At 74.3% G+C, this 19,238-nt stretch carries 18 protein-coding genes; 15 read left to right on the forward strand and 3 right to left on the reverse strand.

The window, feature by feature from the left end:
* Nucleotides 1–37: 37 nt before the first annotated feature.
* Nucleotides 38–958, forward strand: coding sequence for an aminoglycoside phosphotransferase family protein (locus ACFVS0_RS06995; protein WP_430587538.1), 921 nt, complete (start codon nucleotides 38–40; stop codon nucleotides 956–958).
* 10 nt (nucleotides 959–968) lie between these two features.
* Here ACFVS0_RS06995 and ACFVS0_RS07000 read toward each other — a convergent pair whose 3' ends face one another.
* Nucleotides 969–1,643 carry an aspartate/glutamate racemase family protein gene (locus ACFVS0_RS07000; RefSeq protein WP_430587539.1) on the reverse strand — a complete coding sequence of 225 codons (675 nt, stop codon included), beginning with the start codon at nucleotides 1,641–1,643 and terminating at the stop codon, nucleotides 969–971.
* 83 nt (nucleotides 1,644–1,726) lie between these two features.
* On the opposite strand from ACFVS0_RS07000, the gene ACFVS0_RS07005 reads away from it, so the two are divergent.
* From ACFVS0_RS07005 to ACFVS0_RS07060, 12 genes are all read left to right on the forward strand, one after another.
* The gene (locus ACFVS0_RS07005) at nucleotides 1,727–2,404 is read left to right on the forward strand and encodes a GntR family transcriptional regulator (RefSeq protein ID WP_430562597.1); all 678 of its coding nucleotides are present in this window, start codon (nucleotides 1,727–1,729) and stop codon (nucleotides 2,402–2,404) included.
* A gap of 282 nt (nucleotides 2,405–2,686) precedes the next feature.
* A complete protein-coding gene (locus ACFVS0_RS07010) occupies nucleotides 2,687–4,006 on the forward strand; it encodes an MFS transporter (RefSeq protein ID WP_430587540.1) in 1,320 nt (439 codons plus the stop codon).
* The gene (locus ACFVS0_RS07015) at nucleotides 4,003–4,524 is read left to right on the forward strand and encodes a deaminase (RefSeq protein ID WP_430587541.1); all 522 of its coding nucleotides are present in this window, start codon (nucleotides 4,003–4,005) and stop codon (nucleotides 4,522–4,524) included. The genes ACFVS0_RS07010 and ACFVS0_RS07015 overlap by 4 nt, the downstream gene beginning before the upstream one ends.
* Nucleotides 4,521–5,441 (forward strand): polysaccharide deacetylase family protein, encoded by a 921-nt coding sequence (locus ACFVS0_RS07020; protein WP_430562600.1) that lies wholly within the window; start codon nucleotides 4,521–4,523, stop codon nucleotides 5,439–5,441. Before ACFVS0_RS07015 ends, ACFVS0_RS07020 begins: the two co-directional genes overlap by 4 nt.
* 31 nt (nucleotides 5,442–5,472) lie before the next feature.
* Entirely contained in the window at nucleotides 5,473–6,843 is a 1,371-nt protein-coding gene (locus ACFVS0_RS07025; RefSeq protein ID WP_430587542.1) for an amidohydrolase family protein, read from the forward strand.
* A 1-nt stretch (nucleotide 6,844) separates the two neighbouring features.
* A complete protein-coding gene (locus ACFVS0_RS07030; RefSeq protein WP_430587543.1) occupies nucleotides 6,845–8,152 on the forward strand; it encodes an amidase in 1,308 nt (435 codons plus the stop codon).
* Between the two features lie 44 nt (nucleotides 8,153–8,196).
* Nucleotides 8,197–8,949: an aspartate/glutamate racemase family protein gene (locus ACFVS0_RS07035; RefSeq protein WP_430587544.1), complete on the forward strand. Its 753-nt coding sequence runs from the start codon at nucleotides 8,197–8,199 to the stop codon at nucleotides 8,947–8,949.
* Nucleotides 8,950–8,992: 43 nt separating this feature from the next.
* On the forward strand, nucleotides 8,993–10,444 hold the full coding sequence (locus ACFVS0_RS07040) for an amidohydrolase family protein (RefSeq protein WP_430587545.1): 1,452 nt from the start codon (nucleotides 8,993–8,995) through the stop codon (nucleotides 10,442–10,444).
* Entirely contained in the window at nucleotides 10,441–10,689 is a 249-nt protein-coding gene (locus tag ACFVS0_RS07045) for a PspC domain-containing protein (RefSeq protein ID WP_430550844.1), read from the forward strand. Before ACFVS0_RS07040 ends, ACFVS0_RS07045 begins: the two co-directional genes overlap by 4 nt.
* A gap of 34 nt (nucleotides 10,690–10,723) precedes the next feature.
* Nucleotides 10,724–11,248 (forward strand): O-acetyl-ADP-ribose deacetylase, encoded by a 525-nt coding sequence (locus tag ACFVS0_RS07050; protein WP_430585709.1) that lies wholly within the window; start codon nucleotides 10,724–10,726, stop codon nucleotides 11,246–11,248.
* 75 nt (nucleotides 11,249–11,323) lie between these two features.
* Nucleotides 11,324–12,751, forward strand: coding sequence for a DUF222 domain-containing protein (locus ACFVS0_RS07055; RefSeq protein WP_430587546.1), 1,428 nt, complete (start codon nucleotides 11,324–11,326; stop codon nucleotides 12,749–12,751).
* A 92-nt stretch (nucleotides 12,752–12,843) separates the two neighbouring features.
* A complete protein-coding gene (locus ACFVS0_RS07060) occupies nucleotides 12,844–13,929 on the forward strand; it encodes an HAD family hydrolase (RefSeq protein WP_430587547.1) in 1,086 nt (361 codons plus the stop codon).
* 25 nt (nucleotides 13,930–13,954) lie between these two features.
* On the opposite strand, the gene ACFVS0_RS07065 is transcribed toward ACFVS0_RS07060, so the two are convergent.
* Complete coding sequence (locus ACFVS0_RS07065) at nucleotides 13,955–15,448, reverse strand: APC family permease (protein WP_430550840.1); 1,494 nt, start codon at nucleotides 15,446–15,448, stop codon at nucleotides 13,955–13,957.
* A 230-nt stretch (nucleotides 15,449–15,678) separates the two neighbouring features.
* On the opposite strand from ACFVS0_RS07065, the gene ACFVS0_RS07070 reads away from it, so the two are divergent.
* Nucleotides 15,679–16,890, forward strand: a complete 1,212-nt coding sequence (locus ACFVS0_RS07070; protein WP_430587548.1) for a beta-ketoacyl-[acyl-carrier-protein] synthase family protein — start codon at nucleotides 15,679–15,681, stop codon at nucleotides 16,888–16,890.
* A 24-nt stretch (nucleotides 16,891–16,914) separates the two neighbouring features.
* Here ACFVS0_RS07070 and ACFVS0_RS07075 read toward each other — a convergent pair whose 3' ends face one another.
* Complete coding sequence (locus tag ACFVS0_RS07075; RefSeq protein WP_430587549.1) at nucleotides 16,915–17,685, reverse strand: alpha/beta fold hydrolase; 771 nt, start codon at nucleotides 17,683–17,685, stop codon at nucleotides 16,915–16,917.
* Between the two features lie 257 nt (nucleotides 17,686–17,942).
* On the opposite strand from ACFVS0_RS07075, the gene ACFVS0_RS07080 reads away from it, so the two are divergent.
* Entirely contained in the window at nucleotides 17,943–19,235 is a 1,293-nt protein-coding gene (locus ACFVS0_RS07080; protein ID WP_430550837.1) for an ABC transporter substrate-binding protein, read from the forward strand.
* Nucleotides 19,236–19,238: the final 3 nt, after the last annotated feature.

Consider the following 19,238-nt stretch of genomic DNA (forward strand, 5'->3'; position numbering starts at 1 on the left):
CTGGCTGCGGCGGGTGACGCGCGCCTACGGTCGGCCCATGCCGCTGCACGACGACGAGGTCCCCGTCACCGCCGACGACGTGCGCCGCCTGGTCGCGGCGCAGCACCCGCGGTGGGCCGCGCTGCCGGTGACGCCGGTACGGGAGTCCGGCACCGACCACCTGCTGTTCCGCCTCGGTGACGAGCTCGTGGCGCGGATGCCGAAGGTGGGATGGTCCGGGGAGCACGCGCTCGCCGACGCCCGGTGGCTGCCGCGGATCGCCCCCCACGTCCCGCTGACGGTGCCGGCGCCGCTCGCCGTCGGCGAGCCCGACGACGCGTACCCGTTCCACTGGTCCGTGGTGCCGTGGGTGCCCGGCGCGGCCGCGTCCGACCCGCTCGACCCGGACGCCGTCCCGAACCTGGACCCCGCCGGCGCCGCCGTCGACCTCGGCGCCTTCGTCACCGCGCTGCGCGCCGTCGACCCCACGGACGGGCCCGTCAAGGAGGGCACCGGCCGCGGCGTCCCGCTCGCCCGCCTGGACGACGACGTCCGCCGCGCCGCCGCCGAGGCCGGCGACCGCGTCGACGGTCCTGCGGTGCTCAAGGCGTGGGACCGCGCACTGGAGGCCGCGTCCGCCCCCGTGCCCGGCGCGTGGCTGCACGGCGACCTCATGCCCGGCAACCTGGTCACCGGGGGCGGCCGCCTCACCGCCGTCATCGACTGGGGCGCGCTCGGGGTCGGCGACCCGGCGGCGGACCTGCCGCCCGCGTGGTGGCTGTTCGCCGGCCGCGACCGTGACGCGTTCCGCGAGGCGGCCGGCGCCGGTCCCGGCGGCGACCTGGACGACGGCGCCTGGGAGCGCGGGCGCGGGTGGGTGCTGGTGCAGGGCATCATCGCCCTGCCGTACTACTGGGACCGCTGGCCCCAGTTCGCCCGGGCGTCCCAGCGGCGCGTCGCGGCCGCCGTCGACGGCTGACGCCAGGAGCTCACCGGAGGTCGAGCACGCGCCGCATCGCCGCCGGCACCGGCTCGACCACGGTCCCGATCCCGCTCGCGGCGATCCGCCGCGCCGCGCCGCTGAGCGGGCCGCCCGCGATGATGACGGCCTCCGCGCCGTCCTCCTCGAAGCACGCCCGGGCCGCCTGCTCGAGCTCCAGGTCCTGGAGCTCGGGTCGCTCGGCGAGGGCGGTCGGACCGGTCCGCGTCAGCCGGATGCCGGCGAACCCCGCCGCGACGTCGTGCCGGCGCACCATGGCCTCCAGCGAGCCCACCAGGCCCGGGGTGGTGGTCGCCATCCCGAAGCGACGGCCCCCCGCCGCGGCAAGCATGAGGGAGGACTGCCCGATGCCGACGACGGGGACGTCGACGGCCGCCGCGAGCGCCTCCCGACCGGGGTCACCGAACGCGGCGACCACGATCGCGACGACGCGGCCTTCGTCGTCCGCCAGCCCGCGGCGGGCCGTGTCCAGGACCTCGCCGGCCGAACGCTCCAGGTCGGTAGCGCCGACGATCATGGCGGGCCCGGACGCCGCGGTCACGCCGCGGACCTCCAGGCCGACGGGATCGAGGGTGGTCCGAGCGACGTCGACCATGAGCGCCGTCGTCGACGCGTTGCTGTTGGGGTTCACCAGGAGCACGAGCGGGCGGCTTGTCTGCGACAACGCGGTTCCTCCAGGCGTACGGCACGAAGTCCGAACGCTAGCCTGACTCCCGACACGGATGGTCGGACGAGGGGCGGCGACAGTTGGCAAGGCAGGCTTCGAGCCGTCTGTACCGCAACAGCAAGCCGCTGCGCGACATCGTGGGGGACGCGCTCCGCACCGAGATCTTCGACGGTCGGCTGCAGCCGGGGGATCGCCTGGTGGAGCGCGACCTCGCTGAACGGTTCTCCGCGTCGCGCCACCCGGTGCGCGAGGCGCTGCGCATGCTGGCGCGCGAGGGGTTGGTCGAGAGCCTGCCGTCGCGCGGTCTCGTGGTCAGCGGGCTGGGCGAGAAGCAGGTCTCGGAGCTGTTCGGCATCCGCGAGGCGCTGGAGGTCCTCGCCGTCCGCGAGGCCACGGTGCGGATCGCCGCCGGGGAGCCGCACGGGCTCGGCGAGATCGTCGAGGCGGCGTCCCGGGCCATCGCCGACGGCGACGACGACGCCGCGCACGCGGCCAACGCCCGCTTCCACGACGAGATCATCGCGCTGGCCGGCAACGAGCTGTTGCAGGACATCCTCCAGCCCCTGCTCGGCCGGCTGCACTGGCTGTTCCGTCAGATCCTCGACCTGGATCTGGTCAACCAGGAGCATGCCGCCCTCTACGAGGCGATGACGGCGGGCGACCCGGAGCGCGCGGCGGAGCTCGCCCGCGACCACGTCACGGCTTATCGCGCGCGAACCATGGCGTACCTCTTCGGCGACGACGCCGAGAAGTCCTGACGCGCCGCTGAGACCACCGGGGACACACCCCGGGAACCCCGACGACACGTCGGCGTAACTTGGGCTCCCAAACTCTTGACAGATGGGATCCCGAGTTGCCACGATCGCCGCACAACTTCATGCACGGGTCCCGGCGGACGGAAACCGCCGCGACCCGTGACCGGTAGATCCGCACGACGCCCGCAACGCCGCGGGCAGACGGCCGCCCGTCGCTCCCGTGCCACCTCGACGACGAGGTCACCCCGCACCGAGGCATCCGAACACCCGGTTGGAGAGACTCGCATGAACGCACTTCCGTCCACCGACGTCACCGACGTCCGGACCGACAAGAAGACCCTTCGACGCGTCGTCGGCGCCAGCGCCGTCGGCACCACGCTGGAGTGGTACGACCACTTCATCTACGGCTCGGCCGCAGCACTCGTCTTCCCCCAGCTCTTCTTCCCCGAGGGCGACCGCCTGACCGCGACGATGCTCTCGCTCGTCACGTACGCCGTCGCCTTCGTCACCCGGCCGCTGGGCGCCGCGATCTTCGGCCACTTCGGTGACCGGTACGGCCGCAAGAACGTCCTCATCGTCACGCTCGTGCTCATGGGCACCGCGACCGGCCTCATCGGCGTGCTGCCGACGTACCACACCGTCGGCATCCTTGCCCCGCTCCTGCTCACGATCCTGCGCTTCGTGCAGGGCGTCGGCCTCGGCGGCGAGTGGGGCGGCGCGGCGCTGATGGTCGGCGAGTACAGCAGCTCGGGCAAGCGCGGCTTCCTCGGGTCGCTGGTGCAGATCGCGAGCCCGCTCGGCCTGCTCATCGCCAACGCGGTGTTCTCCGTGACCACCTACCTCGTCTCCGAGGACGCGTTCTTCGCCTGGGGCTGGCGCGTGCCGTTCCTGCTCAGCACGCTGCTCGTGGCCGTCGGCCTGTGGATCCGCTCCCAGGTGCAGGAATCCCCGTTGTTCGAGGAGGAGGCGTCCGACAAGGACGAGAAGACGCCGCTGCGCACCGTGCTCACCGAGCACTGGCGCCCGCTGCTCATCGCCATCGGCTCCCGCGTGGGCAGCGACGTCGCGTTCTACGTCGTCAACGTCTTCATCCTCGTCTACGGCACCACCCAGCTCGACCTGCCCCGGCAGCTGCTCCTCAACGCCGTGCTCGCGGGCGCGGCGAGCCAGGCGCTGTCGATCCTCTTCTGGGGCCGGCTGTGCGACCGGCTCGGCCGGCGCCCCGTCCTCCTGCTGGGCGCGGTCGGGTCGATCGTGTGGGCGTTCGCGTACTTCCCGCTGCTCGGTTCCGGGAACACGGCGCTGATCGTCCTCGCGCCGGTGGTCGGCAACTTCTTCATCGCCGCCATGTGGGGCCCGCTCGCCGCCTACGTCCCCGAGCTGTTCCCGACGAAGGTCCGCTACACCGGGGCGGGGCTCGGCTTCCAGAGCGCCGGCGTGTTCGGCGGCGCGGTCGCCCCGATCATCACGACCGCGATGATCGCCCGCCTCGACTCCTGGGTGCCCGTCGCGATCTACCTCGCCGCGACGCTGCTGGTCCTGGTCGTCTGCGTGCTCCTCGCGAAGGAGACGGCCTCGACCGACCTGCGGGAGGTGGGCCGGTGACCGTTCCCACCGTTCCCACCGTCCCCCCCGTTCCCGCCGGTCGCGACGACGAGCGGTTCCTGCGTGCCGCCCTCGCCCAGGCCCGGCGCGCCGGGGACCGCGGGGACCTCGCGGTCGGCGCCGTGGCCGTCGTCGACGGGGACGTCGTGGCCGCCGGCGGCAACGAGGTGATCACGAGCGGCGACCCGTCCGCGCACGCCGAGGTGGTGGTGCTGCGTGCCCTCGAGGCCACCGGCCTGCCGCCCGGGGACGCCGTCCTCTACACCACCTTCGAGCCCTGCCCGATGTGCCTGGGCGCGTGCCTGGTGCACGGCGTCGGCGCGGTCGTCGTCGGCGGCACGCGCCGGGCCGGCGACCGCGCCTGGGGCGGGTACACGCCCGCCGGGCTCGCCGCGCAGGTCGCCGACGGCGGCCCGCGCGTCGAGGTCCGCGAGGGCCCCCTCGCCGACGAGTGCCGCGAGCTCCGCGCGGCCTCCTTGCCCTGGGCCGACCCGGCCCGAGAGAGGAAGCACGCATGACGACGGCCACGAACACCGCCCGCGACCTGGTCGGCTACGGCCGCGAGGGTGCCGCGATCGAGTGGCCCGGCGGCGCGCGCGTCGCCGTCTGCCTGGTCATCAACTACGAGGAGGGCAGCGAGCTCTCCTACCCGGTCGACGGGCGCAACGAGGTGCCCCAGGAGTTCGACTACCCGCCGCTGCCCGTGCGCGACCTCGGCAACGAGTCGATCTTCGAGTACGGCTCCCGCGCCGGAATCTGGCGGCTTCAGCGGATCCTCGACGAGCGCGGGCTGCCCGCCACGATCCAGGGCTGCGCCGAGGCGCTCGAGCTCAACCCCGAGGTGGGCGCCTGGATCGCGGAGCGTGGCCACGACGTGTGCTGCCACGGGTACCGCTGGGAGAACGTCAGCGTCCTGGAGCGGGACGTCGAGCGCGAGCGCCTGCACATGGCGGTCGAGTCGATCGAGGCCACCTGCGGGGAGCGGCCACGCGGCTGGTACAGCCGGCAGCCCGCGTCGGTCAACACGCGCGAGCTGCTCGTCGAGGAGGGCGGGTTCCTCTACGACAGCGACTCGTTCGCCGACGACGTGCCGTTCTACACGCCGGTCCACGGACGCGACCACCTCGTGGTGCCGTACTCGTTCACCCTCAACGACGGCTTGTTCCTCCCGGGCCAGTCGTACTCCAGCCCGGACTCGTTCCTGGACTACGGGCGGCGGGCGTTCGACCTCCTCTGGGAGGAGGGCGCCACGCGGCCGAAGCTCATGAGCATCGGGCTGCACGCGCGGCTCATGGGGCAGCCCGCCCGGGCGCACGTGCTGCGGGAACTGCTCGACCACCTGCTCGACCACGAGGGGGTCTGGTTCACCCGCCGGCTCGACGTCGCCCGCTGGTGGCTCGACCGCTACCCGACCGCCACCTCGCGACCCGCCTGACCACACCACCCCACGAGCGAAGGAGCACACCGTGGACGCAGTCACCCTCCTGACCCACGCGACGGTCGTCACCGTCGACCCGCAGCGCACGATCCACCAGGACGGCGCCGTCGCGATCTCCGGCCGGCACGTCCTGGCCGTCGGGAAGACGGCGGACCTCGAGGTCGCCTACCCCGACGCGACGCGTGTCGACGCCCGCGGCCAGATGGTGCTGCCCGGCTTCGTCAACCTGCACGTGCACTGCGCGATCGGCGTCACCCGAGGGATCGGCGACGACATGGGCGGCGCGCCCATCTACCGGCGCGACATCCCCCAGGGCGTGATGATGTCGCCCGACGACACACTCACGATGTCGCGGCTCGGGGCGATGCAGGCCCTGGCGATGGGCTCCACGACGATCGTGGAGAACTACATCCACGCCGAGAGCAACGTCGAGGCGCTGGCCGAGGTCGGGATCCGTGCCGTCGTGAGCGAACGGGTGCACGACGCCGACCTGTTCAGCGTCCGGCACGGGCAGTACACCTACGACGAGGCGCGTGGCCGCCGGCTGCTCGCCGCGAACGCGCGACTCATCGAGGACTGGCACGGCTACGACGACGGCCGGATCACGTGCCATGTCGGGCCGCACGGCCCGGACACCGCGTCCCCCGACCTGCTGCGCCGCGCCCGGGCGCTGGCCGACGAGGCCGGCGTCGGGATGTTCGTCCACCTCGGGCAGAGCGCGGGCGAGGTGGACCAGGTCCACGCGCTCACCGGGCGGGGCTCGGTGGAGCACCTCGCCGACGTCGGCGTGCTCGGCCCGGACCTGGTCGCCGGGCACTGCGCATTCCTCGGCGACGGCGAGGCCCAGCTCCTCGCCGACTCCGGCGCCACCGTGTGCCACCTGCCGGCGGTGAACGCGAAGAGCGGCTGGATCGCACCGGTCCCCGAGCTCCGCAGGCTCGGCGCCCGGGTGGGGCTCGGCACCGACAACATGGCCCACGACATGATCGAGGCCATGCGCTTCGCCGTCGCCGTGAACCGCGTCGCGGCGGCCGACGCCGGCACGATCAGGGCGATGGACGCGCTCGAGATGGCGACGATCCAGGGCGCCCGGGCCCTCGGGCGCGAGCACGAGCTGGGGTCGATCGAGCCGGGCAAGCTCGCGGACCTGATCCTGGTGGACCTGGACGGCCCGCACGTGGCTCCCGTGCTCGACCCGGTCGCCTCCATGGTCTACGCCGGGCACGGCTCGGACGTACGGTCCGTGCTGGTCGGCGGGCGGTTCGTGGTCCGCGACCACGAGGTGCTCACCGTCGACGCCCGCACCGTCGTCGCCGACGCCCAGAAGCGGGCCGAGCACCTCTGGGCGCACGTGGCGGGCTGGGCGCCCGCCGACGGGCCGACCGGGCACCGGTGCTGACGTGTCCGTCGTGACCCCGCCCGTCCCCACCCTCGCCGACGCCGCCGCGCGCCTCGCCGACGGCACGCTGACCAGCGCCGCGCTGGTGGACGCCGTCCTCGACGTCGCCGCCGCCACCGAGGGCGACGTGCACGCCTACGCCGCCCTCGACCCCGGTGCGGCGCGCGCCGCCGCCCGGGCTGCGGACGCCGCCCCCGAGCCACGCGGGCCGCTGCACGGTCTCCCGGTCGGCGTGAAGGACCTGATCGCGACGGCCGGCCTGCCCACGCGGGCCGGGTCGGCGTCCTGGACCCCGCCCGGGCCCCCGCGGGACGCGGCGGTCGTGCGGGCGCTCCGGGCCGCCGGGGCGGTCGTCGTGGGCAAGCAGCACACCCACGAGTTCGGCTACGGCACCAGCGAGCCGCCCACGCGCCGCCCCGACCGCCCCGACCTGTATGCGGGCGGGTCCACCGTGGGGGGCGCCGTGTCCGTGGCCGTGGGGTCGTGCCTCGCTGCGATCGGCACCGACGGCGGCGGCTCGGTCCGTAAGCCCGCCTCGCTGCTGGGCCTGGTGGGCCTCAAGCCGACGCACGGCGCGGTGAGCACCGACGGCCTCCTGCCCGGCGCGACGTCGAACGACCACGTCGGCTGGATCACGCGGGACGTCGCCGGGTCGGCGCTGCTGCTCGACGCGCTCACCCCGCTCGGCGGCACGCTGGAGCGCACCGTCGGCGGGCTCCGGATCGGCTGCCCCGGCGCCCTGTTCCGGGACCTGGAGCCCGGGATCGAGGCCGCCGTGCGCCGCTGCCTCGGCCTGCTGGCAGCCGCGGGCGCGGAGGTGGTCCCGGTCGAGATCCCCGAGCTCGACCTGGCGGCGGACGCGCACGGCACCCTCGGCGCGTTCGAGTCGGCCGCCATGCACCGCGACGTCGCGGCGGCGGTGCGGGACGGGTACCACCCCGGCACCCGACGCTTCCTCCACGAGGCCGCCCGCGTGACGCCGGAGCAGGCCGCCGGCGCCCGCACCGTCCGCGCGCGGGTGCGCGCCGCGGTCGACGCGACGCTCGACGACGCCCACCTGGACGTCCTGTGCTCCCCGACCCTCGCGCTCGGCGCGGTGCCGCTGGCCGGGATGCGGCCGGAGGCGGACCTGCCCCGCTACTGCCGGCTCACGATGCCGTTCAACCTCACCGGCCACCCGGCCGTCAGCGTCCCCTGCGGGGTCGACGGCCCCACCCCCGTGGGGTTCCAGGTCGTGGCCCGGCACGACGCCGACCTCCTCGCCCTCCGGGTGGCCGCCGCCGTCGAGGACCTCGTGGCCCCCGGCTGACCCCGCCCGTCGCCCACCCCGTCCCCGAACCCCACGGAGCCCTCGTGCAGCTGCTCGTCGTCAACCCCAACATCAGCGAACCCGTCACCGACCTCGTCGCCGCCGAGGCCCGCCGCGTCGCGAGCCCCGGCACCGAGGTCGTCGTCCGGACGGCGGCCAGCGGCGTCGCCTACATCGAGACGCCGCTCGAGGCCGTGCTCGCCGGGGCCGCGGTCGCGGAGGTGCTCGCGGCCGACGGACGCACCGCCGACGCCGTCGTCGTCGCCGCGTTCGGTGACCCCGGGCTGCCCGGGCTCAAGGAGCTCCTCGACGTGCCGGTCGTGGGCATCACGGAGGCCGCGTTCGCCACCGCCTCCCTGCTCGGCGCCCGGTTCTCGATCATCGCCATCTCGGAGCGGATCACCGCCTGGTACCGCGACTGCGTGGAGCGCCACGGCCTCGCCGGTCGGCTCGCGTCGATCCGGTCCCTGCGCGACCCTCTGCGCGGCATCGGCACCGTGCAGGAGGACTTCGGCCCCGAGCTGGTGCGGCTGGCGAACGAGGTCGTCTCCCGCGACGGCGCCGACGTCGTCGTCCTGGCCGGCGCGCCCCTCGCCGGGCTGGCCCGCACCGTCGCGCACCGCATCCCCGTGCCCGTCGTCGACGGCGTCTCCGCGGGCGTCGCGCAGGCCGAGGCGCTGGTCCGCCTCGCCCCCGGCGCCGCCCGCGCCGGTTCGGCCGCCCCGCCGCCCCGCAAGGACACCGCCGGCCTCTCGCCCGCGCTCCGCGCGGCGCTGCGCCGCGAACCCCGCCCCTGACCACCCGCCCACGGCACCGCCGCCACCGGCCCTAGGAGGACCTGTGCTCCACGACCTGCTCATCACCCACGCCACCATCGTCAACGCCGACGGCACCACCCGGGGGCACATCGGCGTCACGGGCGGCACCGTCACCGCGATCTACGCGTCGGAGGTGACGGACCTGCCGCCCGCCGTCCGGACCGTCGACGCCACCGGCATGCTCGTGATCCCGGGAGGGGTCGACGCGCACTGCCACGTGGAGCAGGTGACCGGGGCGTACAGGTCGCTCGACACCTACGAGACGGCCACGACCGCGGCGCTGCACGGCGGCACCACGACGATCGTCGACTTCGGGATCCCCGCCGACGCGAGCGAGAGCCCGCTCGCCGCGCTGCGGAACAAGCTCGGGCTCCTCGACGGCGCCCGCTGCGACGTCGGGCTGCACGGCGCCGTCGTGGCGTGGGACGACGACGTGCCCGCCCAGCTGCAGGAGATGGCCGACCTGGGCGTGCCGTCCGTGAAGGTGTACACCACCAACCGCGGCACCACGATGGCCGACGAGGACACGATCCTGCGGGTCATGAAGGAGACGGCCCGCCGCGGCGGGCTCGTCTACGTCCACTCGGAGCACGACGCGATCGTCGTCGACCGCACCGCCGCCTGCGCCGCCGACGGCCGCATCGGCATCGAGGACCTGCCGCGCTCGCGGCCGGAGATCTCGGAGGACGCCTCGGTGCGCGAGATGTTGGCCGTCGCCGCGTACACGGGCGCCGCCGTCTACTTCGTGCACCAGACCACGCCCGCCGCGGTCGAGGCCGTCCGGGAGGCGCGCGCCCGGGGCCAGGTCGTGTACTCCGAGACCTGCCCGCACTACCTCCTGCTCGACGAGTCCGTCTACGCCTCCGCGGCTCCGGAGAAGTTCGCGTGCTGCCCGCCGATCCGGCCCGCGTCGGCGGCCGCCGGCCTCCTGAACCGGCTCGCGCGCGGGCAGGTCGACACCGTCTCCTCCGACCACTCCTGCTACGACCTCGCCCAGAAGCAGCGGTCCCGCCACGACGTGCGCCGCATGCCCCACGGCCTGCCGGGGGTCGAGACGCGGATGCCGGCCGCGTTCACCGCGCTGGTCACGCGCGGGGGCCTGCCGGTGGAGCGGTTCGTCGAGGTCTTCGCCACCGCTCCCGCCCGGATCAACGGCCTGTCCACGAAGGGAGTCGTCGCCGTCGGCTACGACGCGGACCTCGTCCTCGTCGACCCCGCGGAGCGCAGGACCGTCGACGGGGCGGCCCTCCACCAGGGCACCGACTTCTCGCCCTTCGACGGGATGATGCTCTCTGGCTGGCCGCGGACGGTCGTGTCCGGCGGTCGGGTCGTGCTTGACGAGGGCACCTTCCACGACCCCGGCCCCGTCGGCCGGTTCCTGCCCCGCACCGGCCCGGGTCAGGGTTCCTCAGGGTCGAACGGGGGGACCACCCGATACCGAGCGCGCGGCGCCGCTCGTACCGTCGAAGCATGACCACACCGACCTCGACCCCCTACGTCCAGCCCTCCCCGGCACCGAGGCGCAAGCTGTTCCGCCCGAAGCACGGCCGCGTGCTCGGCGGCGTCTGCGCCGGCCTCGCCGACTACCTCGGCTGGAGCCGCGGCCTCGTCCGCGTGCTCTCCGTGGCGTCGATCCTCATCCCCGGCCCGCAGGTGCTCGCCTACATCGTGCTGTGGATCCTCATGCCCGACGAGGACAAGGCCCTGCGCACGGCCTGACGCCGGACCCGTTCCCGACCCACCAGGAGGAGCCGTGGAGCTCACCCTCGAGCGCGGCGACCTCACGACCGTCGCCACGGACGCGATCGTCAACGCCGCGAACTCGTCGCTGCTGGGCGGCGGCGGGGTCGACGGCGCCATCCACGCCGCCGCGGGCCCGCGCCTGCTGGAGGCGTGCCGCGAGCTGCGCCGCAGCACCCTGCCCGACGGCCTGCCCGTCGGCGACGCCGTCGCGACCCCCGGCTTCGACCTGCCCGCCGCGTGGGTGATCCACACGGTCGGCCCGAACCGGCACGCCGGCCAGACCGACCCCGCGCTGCTCGCCTCCTGCTTCACGCGGTCGCTGGACGTCGCAGCCGACCTCCGCGCCCGGACCGTCGCGTTCCCCGCCGTCGGCGCCGGCGTGTACGGCTGGTCGCCCGACGACGTCGCGCGGGCCGCGCTCGACGCCGTCCGCGCGTGGGACGACGCCAACCCGGCCGCGATCGACGAGGTCCGCTTCGTCCTCTTCAACGCGCCCGTGCTGGCGGCCTTCGAACAGGCGCTCGCGACCGCCTGACCTGCGAGAACGGTTGTCCACAGGCGGTCGTCCACAGCCTTGTGGCGGCACCTCGCGAGCGGTAGGTTCGAACACGTGTTCGAGACCGTGTCCGGCTCCCCCGACCCGCCCCCGGCGGCGCCGTCGCTCGCGACCGTGTCGACGGCCATCGACGAGGTCGTGGAGCTCCAGCGGCAGGTCGACGCGCTCGAGGCACGCAGGCTCGCCGCCGTGGCGCGGGCCGGGATCGCCGCAGAGCGCGCCGAGTCGGCGCTGCTCGTGCACGACGACGTGGAGCTGGGCCGCGCCGGTGCAGGACGGCGCCGCGACCTCGCCCGGCGCGCCTTCACGGCCGACCTGGCGACGGCGCTGCGCCTCACCGAACAGGCGGCCGCCCACCTCGTCGACACGGCGCACACCCTGGCGGTGCGCGCCGGAGAGGCGGGGCACGCCACCCTCGACGGGCTCCGGCAAGGCCGCCTCTCGCTGGCCCACGCCACCGCGATCGCGGACACGCTGGCAGAGCTCCCGACCACGGAAGCACGCGCCCTGGTCGAGGCCGGCGTGCTGCCCCGCGCCGCGGCCTGCACCGTGCCGCAGCTGCGTCGGCACCTGCGTCGCGCACGAGACCTCGCCCACCCCGAGCCGTTCGTCGAGCGGCATCGCCGGGCCGTGGAGTCGCGAGCCGTCTACGTCGACCCCGGTGCCGACGGCATGGCCTGGCTCACCGCTCTCCTGCCTGCGCACGCGGCCCATGCCGCCCACGACCGCCTCACCGTCGCGGGACGACGGGCGCAGGAGGCCGGAGACCCCCGCACGCTCGCGCAGCTTCGCGCGGACGCGGTCGCCGACCTGCTCCTCACGGGCACCGACGACGGCACCGACGGCGGCGTCGAGGGCCAGGGTTCCGTGCCGGACCTCGCCGAGATCGCCCGCCGCATCACGCCGACCGTGCGAGTGACGGTGCCGATGCTCTCGCTGCTGGGCGCCTCGGACGCGGCGGGCGACCTCGACGGCCACGGGCCGGTGGACGCGGCGACCGCCTCGACGCTCACGGCCGGGGCGCCGTCGCTGCGCCGGCTGCTCGTCGACCCGGTGAACGGCAGCGTGCTCACCATCGACCCCGGCACGTACACGGTCCCCGCGGCGCTGCGCGACTTCCTCCGGGCGCGCGACGGCGTCTGCCGGTTCCCGGGCTGCACCCGCGCAGCGGCGCGGTGCGACGTCGACCACGTGGTCGCATGGTCCGACGGCGGGCGCACGGTCGCGAACAACCTGGCACACCTGTGCCGGCACCATCACGTGATCAAGCACCAGTCGACGTGGCATGGCGTGCTCGGCCCGGACGGCACCCTCACCTGGACCTCGCCGACCGGGCGGGAGCACCACGACCCTCCGGCGGAACTCACCGGCCCCGACGGATCCGGTCCCTCGACACCGAAGCCCAGTGCACCCCGACCGGGCGCACCCGTGCGCCCTGATGCCGACCCGCCTGAGGCCGAAGCACCAGAGCCCTGGTCCTGAGGCGACGCCTGAGGGTCGGTGCACGGACGCGGCGACGAGCGTCTGCCGCAATGCGCGTGCGCCGCCCGCCGGCGACCTGCCACGATCCGTCCGTGAGCACCCCGGAGGGCACCCCCGAGACCTTCGTCCGTGTCCAGGCGACCTACCGCGGCCGACTGGGTGTCGAGGTCGGGATCTTCGTGGCCGTCGACCATCTCCGTCGTGCGGGCGTACTCACCGACGGGGAGGTGGCGGAGTATCTCGACCTCCACGACTGGTTCCTCGAGCACCTGCAGAACCCGGACTTCTACGCCGACGGCAACACGGTCGGCGCGGTGACATGGTTCCGCACCCCGCTCCCGGTTGCCGTGCAGGACGGCGTGGACCGGCTGTGCGCGATCCTGGCTGCGCACGGCGTCGCGGTCGACGTCGTGCGCAGCACCGACCCGGGCACGCGCGTGTACGAGGACGAGCTCCAGGTCGGCGTCGTGCCGTACGTCCGTCACGACCCGACGCCGCTGCCCGACGGCCTCGTGCAGGCGCCCACCAGCCCGGGGTCGCTGCGCGCCGTCGCGGAGTCGCCGATCCGGCACGTGCTGTTCGACGCCGACGACGTGCTGCAGGTCGTACCCGGCGGGTGGTACGCGCTGATGGAGCCGCACGCCGGGGAGCGTGCACGCGACGTCGTGCACCGGGCGTGGAAGGCCGAGCGGCCGACGCTCGCAGGCGAGGGCGACCTGCTGCTCCTGCTGGCCGAGGTGCTCACGGAGCAGGGCGTGACCGCGCCGGTCGAGCAGGTGTTCGCCGACGTCTGGTGCCGCGTCGAGACGGCGCCGCAGACGTTCGCGGTCGTCGACGCCCTGCGGCGCAACGGCTACGGCATCCACCTGGGCACCAACCAGGACCGCCACCGGGCGGCCTACCTGCGCGGGACGCTCGGCTACGACGACCTGTTCGACGTCAGTTGCTACTCCCACGACCTGGGCGTCGCGAAGCCGGACCCGGCGTTCTTCGTCGAGGCGGCACGCCGGATCGGCGCGGACCCCGCGTCGATCCTGTTCGTCGACGACCGGCCGGCGAACGTCGAGGGCGCCCGCACGGCCGGTCTCGCGGCGGTGTGCTGGACGGTCGACGACGGCATCCCTGCGCTCGCCGACCTGCTGGCCGAGCACGGCGTCGACGGCCGGGTGACTCCTTGAGTCGGCCGACCGCCGGACGCGCCCGTCAGCGCTTCGGGTAGCCCGCCTGCGGCCGGTCCTCGTCGAGCTCCTCGACGTGCTCGAACTCGGTGGGCTCGTGCCGCACGGTGCGGTTGTACAGCCAGGTGACGAACGACAGCACGATGCCGACGGCGAGCAGCCCGCCGGCGATGACGTACTGCTCCTGCTGCTCCTCGTTGCGCGCCCACGGACCCGCGAGGAAGGCACAGGTGACGGCGCCGAGCAGCGCGATCCACGTCTTGGTGCGGAAGTGCTCGTGCTGCACGGGCTTGCGGCGCAGCACCAGCAGCGCCACGTTCACCACCGCGAACACGGTGAGCAGCAGCAGCGACGTCGTGCCGCCCAGCAGGCTGATCGCGTCCGAGCCGGCCTCGGTCGCGCTGGCACGGACCACGTAGATGATGAGCCCGAACGAGATGAGCGTGGTGACGATGATCGACACCCACGGCGTCTTGCGGGTGCGGTGCACCCTGCCGAAGCTGCGCGGCAGCACGCCCTGGTGCGCCAGCCCGTACAGCAGGCGGGACGCCATGAGCATGTTGATCAGCGCGGAGTTCGCGACGGCGAACATGCCGATGAACGGGAAGATCGTGTCGAACGGCAGGCCCGGCGCCCCGGCGGCCACGACCTGGGTGAGGGCGGACCCCTTCGAGTCGTCGGCCAGGTCGCCGACCGGCACCAGCGCGACCGCGGTGATCGCGACGAGCACGTAGATGAGCCCCGTGATGGACAGGCCCGTGAGCATGGTGCGCGGGAAGTCCTTCACGGGGTCGCGGCACTCCTCGGCCATGTTCACGGAGTCCTCGAAGCCCACCATCGCGAAGAACGCGAGCGTCGTCGCCGCCGTGACGGCGAGGAAGACGCTCTTGTCGTCGGCGCTCTCGAAGACGACCACGCGGGAGAAGTCCGCCCGCCCCTGGGTCATGCCCCACATTCCGACGAAGATGACCATGAGCAGGCCGGACAGCTCCACGAGAGTGAGCACCACGTTCGCCTTGACGCTCTCGCCGACGCCGCGGAAGTTCACCAGCGCGACGAGGGTCATGAACCCGAGCGCGATGAGCAGCAGCCCGGAGCCGCCGGGCTCGAGGCCGAGCCCGAAGCCGTCGTTGAGGAAGCCCGCGAACGCGTTCGACGCCGTCGACGCCGACGTGATGCCGGAGCACATCACCATGAACGCGATGATGAACGTGACGAAGTGGATGCCGAACGCCTTGTGCGTGTACAGCGCGGCGCCGGCGGCCTGGGGGTACTTGGTGACCAGCTCCAGGTACGAGAACGCGGTGAGGGTCGCCACCAGGAACGCGATGAGGAACGGCGCCCAGGCCGCGCCGCCCACCTCGCCGGCGACCTGCCCGGTGAGGGCGTAGACGCCGGTGCCGAGGATGTCCCCGACGATGAAGAGCAGCAGGAGCTTGCGCCCCATCACCCGCTTGAGGCCCGGTTCGGGGGCGGTGCCGCCCGCCCCGCCGCCCGCCTGATCGATCGTCTGGCTCATCGCGACCTCCTGGATCCTGCAGTGGATCGTGCTCTCGCGTGGATCGTGCTCTCGCACGGTTCGTCCGTGCCCCTCGCCTCGTCGCGCGGGCCTGGCCGTCCTTCAGTCCCCTCATGGAACCGCGCCGAGGCCTGACCTGCATGGGCGACGCGCGGGCGGGCAGGGCAGAGTTGCGCGCAACAAGGTCTCGCACGGTGCGGGTGCAGGGGGCAACCGGACTGACGAGGTGCATGCGGGTGCGACGAACGGTGGTCACGGGAGCGGGGGCGGTCACGCCCGTCGGCGGCACGGTCGAGGAGACGTGGGCGGCCCTGCGGGCCGGTGCGAACGGTGCCGGCGCGATCACGGAGGAGTGGGCCGGCACGCTGCCGGTGCGCATCGCCGCGCGGGCGGACGACTCCTTCGCCGCCGGGCTGAGCGTGCCCGAGCGCCGCGCTCGCGACCGGGTGGAGCAGCTGACGCTGGTCGCGGGCCGGGAGGCCTGGACGTCGGCGGGGTCGCCGGACGTGGACCCCACCCGGGTCGCCGTGGCCGTCGGCACCGCGCACGGCGGCATCGCGACGACCGTCGCCATGCAGGACGTCCTCGGGACGGCCGGCTACCGCCGCGTGTCCCCGCACACCATCACGATGGCGATGGCGAACGGCCCGGCCGCCTACCTCTCCCTCGACCTGCGGGCCAAGGCCGGGGCCCGCGCCCCGGTGAGCGCGTGCGCCGCGGGGGTGGAGGCGATCGCCCAGGGCCGCGACCTGATCCGCTCGGGGGCGGCGGACGTCGTCGTGTGCGGCGGGGCGGAGGCCAGCATCGTGCCGCTGTCCCTCACCGGGTTCGGCCGGGTCCGCGCCCTGTCGACGCGCAACGACGAGCCGCTGCGCGCCTCGCGCCCGTTCGACGTCCACCGCGACGGCTTCGTCATGGGCGAGGGAGCCGTGCTCGTGGTGCTCGAGGCCGAGGAGCACGCCCGCGCGCGGGGCGCGACGGTCCTGGGGGCCGTGGACGGCGCGTCCCTCACCTCCGACGCGTTCGACATCGTCGGCGGCGACCCGGCCAACCAGGCCCGGACCATCACGCTCGCGCTGCGCGACGCCGGCCTGGAACCGGGCGACGTCGGGCTGGTGCACGCGCACGCGACGTCCACGCCGATGGGCGACGTCAACGAGGCCGCGGCCCTGCGCGCCGCGCTCGGCAGCCCGCCTGCCGTGACCGCCACGAAGGCGTCCACGGGTCACCTGCTCGGGGCGTCCGGCGCCCTGGGCGCGCTGGTCGCGCTGCTGGCGCTGCGCGACGGCGTCGTGCCGCCGACCATCAACCTCGACGACCCCGACCCGGCCGTCGACCTCGACGTCGTCACCGCTCCCCGGACGACGACGGCGCGGCACGCGCTCGTCGACGCCTTCGGCTTCGGCGGGCACAGCGCCGCGCTGGTGCTGTCGCGGGGATGAGCGCCGGAACCGGCGCCGGAACCGTCAGGAGAGGGCGGAGGCCAGGAAGCCCTCGACCGCCTCGAAGTAGGCGTCGGGCTGGTCGCGGCGCACGCAGTGGCCGGCGTCGGCGACGACGACGGTGCGCAGCAGCGGGTTGGTCGGGCCGGGTTCGTCGGGCGCCGGGCCGACGCTGTCCCGGTCGGGCAGGACCAGCAGGGTCGGCACCGTCAGCCGGGACACGAGGTCGGCCCAGCTCTCGCGACCGAGGTGCAGCCCCCGGCGCAGGTAGTCGCGCTGGACCTGCGGCTTGCACCGCGCCCAGGCCCGGGCCTCGGGCGGGCTCCACGCGCTCTCCGTGACGAGCGCGTCGAGCTCGCCGTGCGCGACACGCGCGCTCACGCCCTCGACGAACGCGAGGAACCCGGCGGCGTGCTCGGCCGGGCTGGCGCCGCCGTCCGCACGCGGCGGGTCCTCGAGCACCAGCGCGCGCACCGCCGCCGGCCGGGCGACCGCCGCGCGCAGCGCGAGCGCGCCGCCCATCGAGTGCCCCAGCAGCACGACGGGCTCCGGCTGGTCGTCGAGGACGGCGAGCACGTCGGCGAGCATCAGCTCGGCCGTGCCGCCCAGCTCGTCGTCGCGGAACCGTGGCGACGTGCCGTGGCCGCGCATGCTCGGCGCGACGATGCGCCAGTCCTGCTGCCAGCGGTGCACCAGGTCGGGGAAGTTGTCGCCCGCGTCGGTGAGGCCGTGCAGCACCACGACCGTGGGGGAGGCGGCGTCGCCGGCGGTGTGGATCGTCAGCTCTGAGGTCACGGCCCGGGAGCCTAGCGTCCCGGAGTTCACCCGAGCCCGGCGTTCCGGGGCTGCGTCTCCTCCCTCTTCTTCGGTACGTCGACGACGATGTCCGACGGGTGACTTCCGGTCACGATTCGGGCGAAGGTTCCCCGGGTGCCTTGACACCGTGACCGCGCCGGTCGTGCGATGAGAGCGAGACCGGGGCGCAAGGACGCGCCAGGCCGGTGCCGCGCGCACCGACCCCCCACCGGCCCGAGGGCGTAGGGGTGAGGCACATGCGAGGAGCTCCCAGGACGTCGGCGGTCGCCGCGGTCGCGGCCGTGGCGGCGTTGGCGTTGGCCGCGTGCGGCAGCAACGGCGGTGAACCGGAGAGCGGCGGCAGCGGCAGCGGCGGCGCGGACGAGGTGGAGGTGTTCACCTGGTGGGCCGCCGGGTCGGAGAAGGCCGGCCTGGACGCGCTGGTCAAGGTGTTCGACGAGCAGCACCCGGACGTGACGTTCGTCAACGGGGCCGTGGCCGGCGGCGCAGGGTCGCAGGCGAAGGACCTGCTGCAGACCCGCCTGCAGGCGCAGGACCCGCCGGACACCTTCCAGGCCCACGCGGGCGCGGAGCTGCAGGACTACATCGACGCCGCGCAGATCGAGCCCGTCTCCGACCTCTACGACGAGTTCGGGCTGACCGACGCCTTCCCGCCCGACCTCGTGGACCGGCTGAAGGCCGACGACGGCGAGATCTACTCGATCCCGTCGAACATCCACCGCGCCAACGTGGTGTGGACCAACCGGCAGGTGCTCACCGACGCCGGTCTCGACCCGGACGCCACCTACCCCGACCTCTCGTCGTGGATGGACGACCTGGCCAAGCTGAAGGACGCGGGCGTCACGCCGCTCGCGATCGCGCAGGCGTGGACGCAGGTGCAGCTCCTCGAGACGGTGCTGCTGTCCGACCTGGGTGCCGAAGGCTACTCCGGGCTGTGGGACGGCTCCACCGACTGGAGCGGCCCCGAGGTCAAGGCGGCGCTGGAGGACTTCGAGACGCTCATGGGCTACACGAACACCGACCGGGACGGCCTCGACTGGCCGGAGTCGCAGCAGCTCGTCATCGACGGCAAGGCCGGGTTCACCGTGATGGGCGACTGGGCGGAGGCGTCGTACGTGGAGCAGAAGCAGGAGCTCGGCACCGACTACTCGGCGTACGCCGTGCCGGGCACGGACGGCGTCTTCGACTTCCTCGCCGACTCGTTCACGCTGCCGGTGGGCGCCCCGCACCCCGGCGGGGCCAAGGCGTGGCTCGAGACGGTGGGTTCGGCCGAGGGGCAGGAGGCGTTCAACAAGGCCAAGGGCTCCATCCCGGCCCGCACCGACATCGACATGTCGACCTTCGGCGAGTACCAGCAGTCCGCCGCGGAGGCGTTCAAGAGCGACACCATCGTGTCCTCGTTGGCGCACGGTGCCGCCGTCCCGGTGGCGATCTCGACGGCCATCACGGACGCCACGAGCAAGTTCACCTCGGGGGCGTCGGACCTGGCGACGTTCCAGTCGGAGCTGGCCGCCGCGGTCGCCGGCTGAGGC

The sequence above is a fragment of the Isoptericola sp. NPDC058082 genome (assembly GCF_042885055.1).
Lineage (GTDB): Bacteria > Actinomycetota > Actinomycetes > Actinomycetales > Cellulomonadaceae > Isoptericola.